This window comes from Arthrobacter sp. BL-252-APC-1A (assembly GCF_009696625.1).
Lineage (GTDB): Bacteria > Actinomycetota > Actinomycetes > Actinomycetales > Micrococcaceae > Arthrobacter_B.
In genome coordinates, this window is record NZ_VULS01000001.1 from 576,589 (window position 1) to 586,153 (window position 9,565).

At 65.6% G+C, this 9,565-nt stretch carries 11 protein-coding genes and 1 riboswitch; of the genes, 4 read left to right on the forward strand and 7 right to left on the reverse strand.

Annotated elements, in window-relative coordinates; all coding sequences use genetic code 11:
* Nucleotides 1-7: 7 nt before the first annotated feature.
* The 6 genes from alaS to FYJ28_RS02695 all read right to left on the reverse strand — a co-directional run bounded on the left by alaS (nt 8) and on the right by FYJ28_RS02695 (nt 6,907).
* The gene (alaS, locus tag FYJ28_RS02670) at nt 8-2,701 is read right to left on the reverse strand and encodes an alanine--tRNA ligase (protein WP_055240990.1); all 2,694 of its coding nucleotides are present in this window, start codon (nt 2,699-2,701) and stop codon (nt 8-10) included.
* Between the two features lie 61 nt (nt 2,702-2,762).
* The gene (locus FYJ28_RS02675) at nt 2,763-3,017 is read right to left on the reverse strand and encodes a hypothetical protein (RefSeq protein ID WP_154578147.1); all 255 of its coding nucleotides are present in this window, start codon (nt 3,015-3,017) and stop codon (nt 2,763-2,765) included.
* 36 nt (nt 3,018-3,053) lie between these two features.
* Nucleotides 3,054-3,428 (reverse strand): DUF948 domain-containing protein, encoded by a 375-nt coding sequence (locus FYJ28_RS02680; protein WP_055240989.1) that lies wholly within the window; start codon nt 3,426-3,428, stop codon nt 3,054-3,056.
* Nucleotides 3,429-3,626: 198 nt separating this feature from the next.
* The gene (gene rpsD / locus FYJ28_RS02685; protein ID WP_055242205.1) at nt 3,627-4,253 is read right to left on the reverse strand and encodes a 30S ribosomal protein S4; all 627 of its coding nucleotides are present in this window, start codon (nt 4,251-4,253) and stop codon (nt 3,627-3,629) included.
* A gap of 318 nt (nt 4,254-4,571) precedes the next feature.
* Nucleotides 4,572-5,966: a replication-associated recombination protein A gene (locus FYJ28_RS02690; RefSeq protein ID WP_404320089.1), complete on the reverse strand. Its 1,395-nt coding sequence runs from the start codon at nt 5,964-5,966 to the stop codon at nt 4,572-4,574.
* Between the two features lie 104 nt (nt 5,967-6,070).
* Nucleotides 6,071-6,907: a PhzF family phenazine biosynthesis protein gene (locus FYJ28_RS02695; protein WP_154578148.1), complete on the reverse strand. Its 837-nt coding sequence runs from the start codon at nt 6,905-6,907 to the stop codon at nt 6,071-6,073.
* A gap of 125 nt (nt 6,908-7,032) precedes the next feature.
* Here FYJ28_RS02695 and FYJ28_RS02700 point away from each other — a divergent pair, with 125 nt between their 5' ends.
* The 4 genes from FYJ28_RS02700 (at nt 7,033) to FYJ28_RS02715 (ending at nt 9,353) form a co-directional block, all read left to right on the forward strand.
* Nucleotides 7,033-7,323 (forward strand): hypothetical protein, encoded by a 291-nt coding sequence (locus FYJ28_RS02700; RefSeq protein WP_154578149.1) that lies wholly within the window; start codon nt 7,033-7,035, stop codon nt 7,321-7,323.
* Entirely contained in the window at nt 7,316-7,588 is a 273-nt protein-coding gene (locus tag FYJ28_RS02705) for a hypothetical protein (RefSeq protein WP_154578150.1), read from the forward strand. Before FYJ28_RS02700 ends, FYJ28_RS02705 begins: the two co-directional genes overlap by 8 nt.
* An 89-nt stretch (nt 7,589-7,677) precedes the next feature.
* A riboswitch (SAM riboswitch) is annotated at nt 7,678-7,797 on the forward strand.
* Nucleotides 7,798-7,848: 51 nt separating this feature from the next.
* Nucleotides 7,849-8,355, forward strand: coding sequence for a flavin reductase family protein (locus FYJ28_RS02710; protein ID WP_154578151.1), 507 nt, complete (start codon nt 7,849-7,851; stop codon nt 8,353-8,355).
* A gap of 134 nt (nt 8,356-8,489) precedes the next feature.
* Nucleotides 8,490-9,353, forward strand: coding sequence for a PhzF family phenazine biosynthesis protein (locus FYJ28_RS02715; RefSeq protein WP_326831466.1), 864 nt, complete (start codon nt 8,490-8,492; stop codon nt 9,351-9,353).
* Between the two features lie 124 nt (nt 9,354-9,477).
* On the opposite strand, the gene FYJ28_RS02720 is transcribed toward FYJ28_RS02715, so the two are convergent.
* A partial coding sequence (locus FYJ28_RS02720; RefSeq protein ID WP_154578246.1) for an IS3 family transposase occupies nt 9,478-9,565 on the reverse strand: 88 nt, incomplete at its 5' end.

Consider the following 9,565-nt stretch of genomic DNA (forward strand, 5'->3'; position numbering starts at 1 on the left):
TGTGGTACTAACCCCGGTTCGCCACTGCTGCGCGGATTGCTCCCAGCGCCTCGGAGATCCTGGCAGCATCCGATCCGCCGCCCTGGGCGACGTCGTCCTTGCCGCCGCCGCCTCCTCCAAGGACACCGGCTGCGGTTTTCACCAGGGCACCGGCCTTGACTCCTGCTGCACGGGCCGCCTCATTCGTGGCCACGATCACCACAGGGCGGCCGTTGGCTGCACCGGCTACTGCCGTCACGGCTGCTTCGCTGCCAAGGCGGCTGCGCAGATCCAGGGCGAGCGTCCGAAGGTCATCGGCACCGGACACCGTGCCGGCGTCGTGTGCCAGGAGGCGGACTCCGTCAATGTCCACGGCCGTGCCCACCAGCGCAGCAGCAGAAGCTGCAAGCTGGTCGCGGCGCAGTCGTTCGAGTTCCTTCTCAACCTGCTTCAGCTTCGCGAGGGTGGCTGCCACGCGCTCCGGCACCTGGACAGAGGGGACCTTGAGCATTTCGGAGAGCTCGTTGACAAGTGCGCGCTCAGCGGCGAGGTGCCGGAAGGCATCCATGCCAACAAAGGCTTCCACGCGGCGGTTACCCGAGCCTACGGACTGCTCACCGAGCAGCGTCAGGGAACCGATCCGGGAAGTGGAGTCAACGTGCGTGCCGCCGCAGAGTTCGCGGGACCATGCGCCGTCGATCTCCACCACACGCACCTGGTCGCCGTATGCTTCGCCGAACAGGGCGGTAGCGCCCAGGGCCTTGGCATCTGCCAGGGACATGATCTTGGTTTCGACCTTGTGGTTGCTGCGGATGGCCAGGTTGGAGACCTCTTCGATTTCCGACTTGGCGGCATCGGAAAGGCCTTCGCCCCAGGAGAAGTCGAAGCGCAGGTAACCGGCCTTGTTGAAGGAGCCGCGCTGCAGCGCTTCCGGGCCGAGGATCTGGTGCAGGGCGGCGTGCACAATGTGCGTGCCGGAGTGCGCCTGCTCGGCGGCGTGCCGCTGCTCGGCATCAACCACGGCCTGGGCCAGGGCGCCGGCGGAGATTTCGCCTTCGCGGACCACTGCCTTGTGGACAGTGAGGCCCTTGACCGGGCGCTGGACATCGGAGACCTCAACGACGAAGCCGTCGCCGGTAATGAGTCCGACGTCGGCAGCCTGGCCGCCGGCTTCTGCGTAGAACGGGGTTTCGTCCAGGACCAGCTCGATCTCGGTGCCCTGGCCTGCGTAGGAGACTGACTGGCCGTTGGACACGATGCCGCGGACGGAAGACTCGGTGGCGAGCTCGTCGTAGCCGGTGAACACGGTGTTGCCGGACTTCAGCAGTTCGTTGAACACGGACATGTCCGAGTGGCCGTGCTTCTTGCCGCGGGCATCTGCCTGGGCGCGCTGGCGCTGTTCCTGCATCAGGGAACGGAAACCTGCTTCGTCCACCTTCAGACCGGCTTCTTCTGCCATTTCGAGGGTGAGGTCGATCGGGAACCCGTAGGTGTCATGCAGCGCGAAGGCGTCGGCGCCGGAGAGCGGCTTGCCCGCAGCCTTGGACTCCTGCACTGCGGCTTCGAGGCGTTCGGTGCCCGAGGCAATGGTGCGCAGGAAAGCCTTCTCCTCGGCGTAGGCGATGCGGGAAATGCGGGCGAAGTCGGTCTCGACCTCCGGGTAGGTGCCCTTCATGGCGTCGCGGGAGACGGGCAGCAGCTCGGGCAGCACAGCGGTTTCCACGCCGAGCAGGCGCATGGCGCGGACGGCGCGGCGGATCAGGCGGCGCAGCACGTAGCCGCGGCCTTCGTTGGACGGGGTAACGCCGTCGGAGATCAGCATAAGGGCCGAGCGGATGTGGTCGGCCACAACCCGCATCTTCACGTCATCGGCGTGGTGCGGGTCCGAGGGATCCTCGGCGGAGGTGTAGGCCTTGCCGGAGAGCTCGGCTGCCTTGTCCAGGACCGGGCGGACCTGGTCCGTCTCGTACATGTTCTCGACGCCCTGCAGGATCATCGCGAGGCGTTCCAGGCCAAGGCCGGTATCGATGTTCTTCTTCGGCAGTTCACCTGCGACGTCGAAGTCCGTTTTGGAACGGACCTCGGAGAGCTGGTACTGCATAAAGACGAGGTTCCAGATCTCGATGTACCGGGTCTCGTCGACTGCCGGTCCGCCTTCAAGGCCGTAGGCCGGGCCTCGGTCGTAGTAGATCTCCGAGCAGGGACCGCCGGGGCCGGCCTGGCCGGTGTTCCAGTAGTTGTCTGCCTTGCCGGTGCCGATGATGCGCTCGTTCGGGACGCCGATCTTGTCCCGCCAAATGGCGCGGGCCTCGTCGTCGCGCTCGTCGCCGTCCTCGTAGACGGTGACCCAGAGGCGCTCGGGGTCAAGGCCGTAGCCGCCCTCTGCCACGGGGCTGGTCAGCAGCTCCCAGGCAAAGGTGATGGCGTCTTCCTTGAAGTAGTCACCGAAGGAGAAGTTGCCGGCCATCTGGAAGAAGGTGCCGTGGCGCGCCGTCTTGCCGACCTCTTCGATGTCTGCTGTGCGGATGCACTTCTGGACGCTGGTGGCCCGGCTGTACGGAGGGGTCTCCCGTGCCGTGAGGTACGGGATGAAGGGCACCATGCCCGCGACGGTGAAAAGCAGCGAGGGGTCGGTGGTGACGAGCGACGCGGAGGGAACGACCGTGTGGCCCTTCCTGCTGAAGAAATCCAGCCAGCGGCGTGCGATCTCGTGGGACTTCATGGTGGTTCTTACCCTTCTGGTAAATCAATTCCGCGCAGGGCGGCTGCGCGGTGGAAGAAAGTCAGCGGCGGGCCGAAGACATGGTCTGGGCGACCGTGTCCGTGGTTTCCAGGCCCAGGGCGGAGCGGAGCTCGCCTTCACGGGTGGTCATGGCGTCGCGGAAGGCGTCGGTGAAATCGTGCAGGGCGTCGGCTGCAGTGCCAACGGCGCGGTTGAGGCCGGCCGGGCCAAGGGTCTGCTTGGCGTCGGAGATGCGGCGGACCGCAATCACGCCGATCGTGATGCCGATCGACATCCAGAAAACACGCTTAATCATATGCTGCTCCTATTGTGGACTGCGTGGCGGTTGGCCTTAGCGGCTGCGGCGGCCGCGTCCGGCGGGCCGGCGTGAAGCAAGTGCGGTGCGGACTCCGTAGGTGAAGGCGGAAACCTTGATCAGCGGCGAACCGACCGTGGCGGCGACCAGGGAAGTCAACGCAGAGACGTTTGCAGAGGCATCGGAGACGTTGGAGGAGATGCCGTCCACCTTCTGCAGCTGCAGGTTGGTGGTGGACACCGTGGTGGTCACCTCGTCGATCAGCGGAGTGGTCTCATCGCTCAGGGTCTTGATCGATCCGCGAAGCTCGTCGAACACCTTCCCAAGCTTGAGGATGGGGACGGCCAGCAGTGCAACCAGCACGGCAAAAACCCCGGCTGCGATCAGACCGGCAATATCTCCACCTGACATGGTTCTCCTTGGGTTGTATTCGAAGAGTTTCCGCTATGTACCTTACCCACTGACGGGACAGGACACTTACTTGGCGGCGGCGCGTTCCCGCACCGGCCTGTGGCCGGGGCCTGCACGAAATGAAACAGCCCGCGGCACAAAGGCCACGGGCTGTTCCATTTTCGCGCATGTCTCCCGGAAACCGGGAAAACAGTCGAATTAGCGTGCGTAGTATTCCACCACGAGCTGCTCTTCGCAGGTCACGGGGACTTCCGAGCGCTTCGGGCGGCGAACCAGGCGAGCCTGCAGCTTGTCCAGGGAGACATCCAGGTAACCCGGAACAGCGGGCAGGACGTCGCGGTGGGCGCCGGCAGCGGCAACCTGGAACGGCGTCATGGTCTCGCTGCGCTGGTGCACATGGATGAGCTGGCCTTCGGACACGCGGAACGACGGGCGGTCCACGCGGGCGCCGTCAACCATGATGTGGCGGTGCACAACCAGCTGGCGGGCCTGGGCGATCGTCCGGGCGAAGCCGGCACGCAGCACGAGGGCGTCAAGACGCATCTCGAGAAGCTCGATCAGGTTTTCACCGGTCAGACCGGCGGTGCGGCGGGCTTCTTCGAAGACACGGGTCATCTGTGCTTCGCGGATGCCGTACTGTGCGCGCAGGCGCTGCTTTTCGCGCAGGCGGACTGCGTAGTCGCTGTCCTGCTTGCGGCGTGCGCGGCCGTGCTCACCCGGGGGGTAAGGCCGGCGCTCGAAGTACTTTGCTGCCTTGGGGGTCAAAGCAATGCCGAGGGCGCGCGAAGCGCGGGCCTGACGGCGTGCACGTGTTGAATTAGCCACGTTCACCTTTCACTGTTTTGGCGGTTTTGCCGTACGCGCCGGGAAACCCGCCGTGCACGGCTAATGCGTAGTCACTGGCCTCCATTAGGGAGAGCTCCGGCCAACCGCTGCCTTCTGCTGCAACGCAGTTACCGGACACAGTTCCACCGCGTCCGGACGCTAATCCGGAGATGAGGTGGGATTGTCCGGCAGTGCGCTTGCCAGTCAACCATCAATCCTAGCATGCGCGGGCCTTCGGGTACGGGCCGCGCGCCGCGGGGCACTGTTCCCTGCCCGTTCCCTGCCCGACAGCGTCCGACAGTGTCCGTCCCCGCTCCGCTACTGTCCGCGGATGATCCCGCGCAGGCGCTCCAGCCGGGCAGCGATGTCCCGCTCCGCGCCGTTCGCGGTGGGCTTGTAGTAGTCCTTCCCCACGAGGTCATCCGGCGGGTACTGCTGTTTCGCCACGCCGTGCGGCTCATCATGCGAATACACGTAGCCCTTGCCGTGGCCCAGCTGCTTGGCACCTGGATAATGGGCGTCGCGCAGGTGCGCAGGGATACCTTTCCCGTAGCCGGCGCGTACGTCTGCCGTAGCCGCGCCGATCGCCTTGTAAGCGGCATTGGATTTAGGAGCAGTGGCGATATGAACCACCGCCTCCGCAAGGATCAGCCGTCCCTCCGGCATACCGATCATCTGAACCGCCTGGGCGGCGGCCACCGCCGTCTGCAGCGCCGTCGGATCCGCCATACCCACGTCTTCGGCCGCGGAGATCATCAGCCTGCGCGAGATAAACCGGGGGTCCTCCCCCGCTTCGAGCATTTTCGCCAGGTAATGCAGGGCGGCGTCCACGTCGGATCCGCGCAGCGACTTGATGAAGGCGCTGGTGACGTCATAGTGCTGATCCCCCGCCCGGTCGTAGCGCAGGGCTGCAACATCCAGTGCCTGTTCGGCATGGGTCAGCAGCACAACCGGTACTTCAACGTCCGGGTCCCGTTCCGAATAGGCGACGCCGGCTGCGGCTTCGAGCGCGGTCAGCCCGCGGCGTGCGTCCCCCGCGGCAAGACGGACCAGGTGTTCCAGCGCTTCGTCGCTGAGTTCAACCCGCCCGGCCAGCCCGCGTTCATCCTGGACTGCGCGGACCAGCAGCGCAGCGATGTCTTCTTCCGTGAGCGGTTTCAGGGTCAGCAGCAGGGACCGTGAGAGCAGCGGCGACACCACTGAGAAGGACGGATTCTCGGTAGTGGCCGCGATAAGTACTACCCAGCGGTTCTCCACACCGGGCAGAAGTGCGTCCTGCTGGGCCTTGTTGAAGCGGTGGATTTCGTCCAGGAACAGGACGGTTGTGACACCGTGCAGGTCCCTGGCGGTCAGGGCCTCGTCCATGACCCGCCGGACGTCCTTGACGCCGGAGGTGATTGCCGAGAGTTCAACGAATTTGCGCCCGGGCCCGCGGGCTACGACGTGCGCCAGGGTGGTCTTGCCGGTGCCGGGCGGGCCCCAGAGCATCACCGAGGAAGGGCCGGCTGGTCCTCCCTGCGGAGCTTCGGCGAGGGTCCGCAGGGGTGACCCGGGCGCCAGCAGGTGCTGCTGCCCCACCACCTCGTCGAGGCTGCGGGGGCGCATCCGTACCGCCAGCGGGCTGCGCGGGCGCTGACGGGAGTCGCCCTCCGTGGCGTCGTCGTCGTGGTCCTGCAGGTCCTGGTCCTCGCCGCTGTTGAACAAGTCATTCACGCTTCAAGGCTACCCGCGCCATCGAGATGACACTTACGGCTCCTTTCAGCGCTGAAAAGAGCCGTAAGTGTCATCTCGATGGGCATCATGCACTAGGTGGACTGTTAGAGCGAAACGGAGCCGTCAATGCAGGTGACGGACTCGCCGCCGATCCAGATGCGGCCTTCGCGGGTGAAGACGCGCACCAGGCCGGACCGGTGGACGGCGGTGCCCTGGGTGACCGTATAGCGTTCCTCCGCAATGCCCTGGCCGATCAGCCACTGCGCCAGGCCGGCGTTGAGGCTTCCAGTGACCGGATCTTCGGAGACCCCGAGACCAGGTGCAAAGGCGCGCACTTCGAAGTCCGTCTCGGCGGCTTCCGGCTGCCGCCCGATCAGCCCGACCCTCAGTCCACCGAGCGCACCGTGATCGGGCTGCACAGACAGAACAGTCTCCGCGTCAGGCAGCAGCAGTCCCAGCCAGCCCGGGCCGTTGTCCACCCACTGATGGTCCAGGACCTGGTCCGGAGTGAGTCCCAGGGCTGCCGTCACCCGGGCCAGGACATCGGGCTCCACCGGACCGGTCCGCAGCAGCCGCGGTGCAGCAAAGGCAGCCAACCCGGCATTGACCCGAAGCGGAACCAAACCGATGCCGCATTCCTGGACCACCAGTCCGGGCTTCATCGGAGTGTTGCCGGCTTCGGTCCACGCATGGCAGGTGCCGAGCGTCGGATGACCCGCGAACGGGATTTCGCCCCCGGGCGTGAAGATCCGCACCCGGTAATCAGCCTCGTCCTGCGTTGCCGGCAGGACGAACGTCGTCTCCGAGAGGTTCGTCCAGCGGGCGAACTGGAGCATTGCCTCATCGTCGAGGTCTTCCCCGTCCAGCACCACGGCCAATGGGTTGCCCTGGTACGGCTTTTTGCCGAAGACGTCTACCTGTTTGAACCACCGTTGTCTCATGCGGACACTGTAGTGCTTCGGCGTGTCGGCACGGAAAGGCATGCCGCACGGGTCGGCTACGCTCAGCGCATGAGAAAAGTCCGCTGCTGTTCCTCGCGGCACTGACCGCCGCTGCTGAAGCCGGTGTGGGGCTGCTGCTTCTTCTGTATCTGCAGAACACTGCTGGGCTGGAGGTCTACCAGATCGCCCTCGTCTACCTGCCCGGCGGAATCGCGCTGACTGTTCTCCCCCGGGTGCTGCACCGCTATACGGAACGCCGCGGACGCCGGGCCGGATACGTGGCGGCATCAGTCTGTTCCGGCGTAGCGGCCGGATGCCTGGCATTCACACCCTCCGCTGGTGATCGCGGTGCTCTGGGTGCTGACCTGCGCGTCCTGGGCGATGCTGATCCCGATGCATGGGGCGGTCGTGGCTGAGACCGGCAGAGTTCGCCTCGGCCGGGGAATGGCGCTCCTGAGTAATGCAGGACTGATTGGCGCCGCGGCAGGATCCCTGTTGGCAGGCTTCCTCTACGACGGCGGTTCGTGGCTGGTTTCCTGCCTGGTGCTGGGAGCCGTCATTCTCAGCGGGTCCATCCTGGGGCCGCTGGCCCTGAACAGGATGGGTGTCAGAGACAGACCGGACTTCCCTGCCGTGGCACCGGCCCCTGTGGAAACAGGAAACGGGCCGGCAACCGGTTAAGTACTCCCGTTACGAACTGTTGCCCGCCACAGCCGGTATGTGACGAACGTTTGCCCCGGGCCCCTTCCCGCTCCTAGATTGGTAGCCAGAATCAAGAGTTCCAGCCACAGGCCCTGGCCGGCTGGGCGGCAACCCTCTCGCCGTAGCGGGGTGCTCCAGGTGACGATTCGGCCGTTCCGGTGGATCTCCCGGTCCGGCAAGTACAGCGCTGGCATTTCGCGGTTCGCACCGCAGGCTGCGCGTCAGGCAGAGGAATCTCCATGGCACTTGAAACCGATCTCCAGCCCAACGCACTGCGCCGGGCCTTTGGGCGCTTCCCCTCCGGAATCGCAGCACTCTGCGCCGAAGTCGACGGCGCGCCACAGGGAATCGTGGCCTCTTCCTTCACCGTGGGCGTTTCGATGGATCCGCCCCTGGTCATGTTCGCGGTGCAGAATACCTCCCGCACCTGGCCGCTGCTTCGGGCTGCGGACCGGATCGGCGTGTCCATCCTGGGCACGGGGCACGACGGCGTCTGCCGCCAGATCGCTTCCCGCGACGGCGACCGCTTCGCCGGACTAAGCCTGCACGAAGCCGGCACCGGCGCCCTGTTCCTGGACGAGGCCGCCCTCTGGCTTGAAACATCGGTTGAGAACGAGGTTCCCGCCGGGGACCACGCCGTCGTCCTGCTCCGCGTTCACGGCTACTCAACCCACGACGGCGCCCATGAGCCGCTTGTCTTCCACGGCTCGGCGTTTCGGAATCTCGCGGTTCCGGCTTTCGCCTGAGCCGCCCGACCGCGCTAAACGCTCCGTTTTGGGAAATCGCTCCGCCGCGCCACGCAGCGAACAGCACAAACTGGAGCAGCTTGGGGCAATCCGTGGCTAGCGGATCCACCCGGCCGACTCACTAAGCTCAAATAGTGACTTCCGAAATTCCCGTATCCACCCGCCCGTTTGTCCAGGTTGACGTGTTCAGCCCGGAGCCCTTCGGCGGCAACCCGCTCGCCGTCGTCCTTGAAGCCTCCGGCCTAACCGCCGCCCAGATGCAGCGGTTCGCGAACTGGACCAACTTGTCCGAGACCACCTTCCTTCTGCGCCCGGAGGATCCGCGCGCTGACTACCGGGTCCGGATTTTCACTCCGACCGAGGAGCTGCCGTTCGCCGGGCACCCAACCCTCGGCTCCGCCCACGCCTGGCTGGAAGCCGGAGGCAAACCCCGCCAGGAGGGCATGCTCATCCAGGAATCTGCCGCCGGGTTGGTGCGGATAAAAGCGGACGACGACGACGGCGGCCGGCTGGCGTTCGCGGCTCCGGACCTGACACGGTTCGGGCCTGTTGCTGAGCACGAACTGGACCGCGTTGCGGCAGGGCTGGGACTCCCACGTGAGGCGCTGCTGGACGCTGCCTGGCTGGTCAACGGTCCTGAGTGGATCGGTGTGCTGCTGGGCTCCGCTGAGCAGGTGCTGGCGATCCAGCCCAACTACCCGGCCATGGCGGGGCTGGCAGTCGGCGTCATCGGCCCGCATCCCGACGGCGCGGCCACCGAGTTTGAAGTGCGCACGTTCATCTCCGATGAGCTCCCCTGCGAGGACCCGGTGACTGGAAGCTTCAACGCCGGCGCAGCGCAGTGGCTGATTGGCAGCGGCCGGGCGCCGTCGTCCTACACTGCAGCCCAGGGAACGGTCCTGGGCCGGACTGGACGAGTCCATGTGGAAGCTGACGGCGAAGACATCTGGGTGGGCGGGGAATGTACTACCCGCATCTCCGGGACCATCAGCATCTGAGGCAAGCGAATCGCTGCGGTTTGGAAAACGCGCTAACCGTCCGCATCGTAAAGGTTACGAACAGAAAAAGACCCGGCCACCTCAATGAACTGCTCCCCGAAAGTTGGACTGGCCAAATAAGATCCTAGGCCGCGAGGGCCTGAGCACGGTATTGCACCGGGCTCAGGCCCTCGAGCTTTGTCGAGATGCGTTCATTGTTGTACCAGCCGATG

Coding starts and splice junctions, on each gene's coding strand:
- alaS (WP_055240990.1), bottom strand. CDS start 2,701: ATGAAGTCCCACGAGATCGCACGCCGCTGGCTGGATTTCTTCAGCAGG.
- FYJ28_RS02675 (WP_154578147.1), bottom strand. CDS start 3,017: ATGATTAAGCGTGTTTTCTGGATGTCGATCGGCATCACGATCGGCGTG.
- FYJ28_RS02680 (WP_055240989.1), bottom strand. CDS start 3,428: ATGTCAGGTGGAGATATTGCCGGTCTGATCGCAGCCGGGGTTTTTGCC.
- FYJ28_RS02695 (WP_154578148.1), bottom strand. CDS start 6,907: ATGAGACAACGGTGGTTCAAACAGGTAGACGTCTTCGGCAAAAAGCCG.
- FYJ28_RS02710 (WP_154578151.1), top strand. CDS start 7,849: ATGGCACTTGAAACCGATCTCCAGCCCAACGCACTGCGCCGGGCCTTT.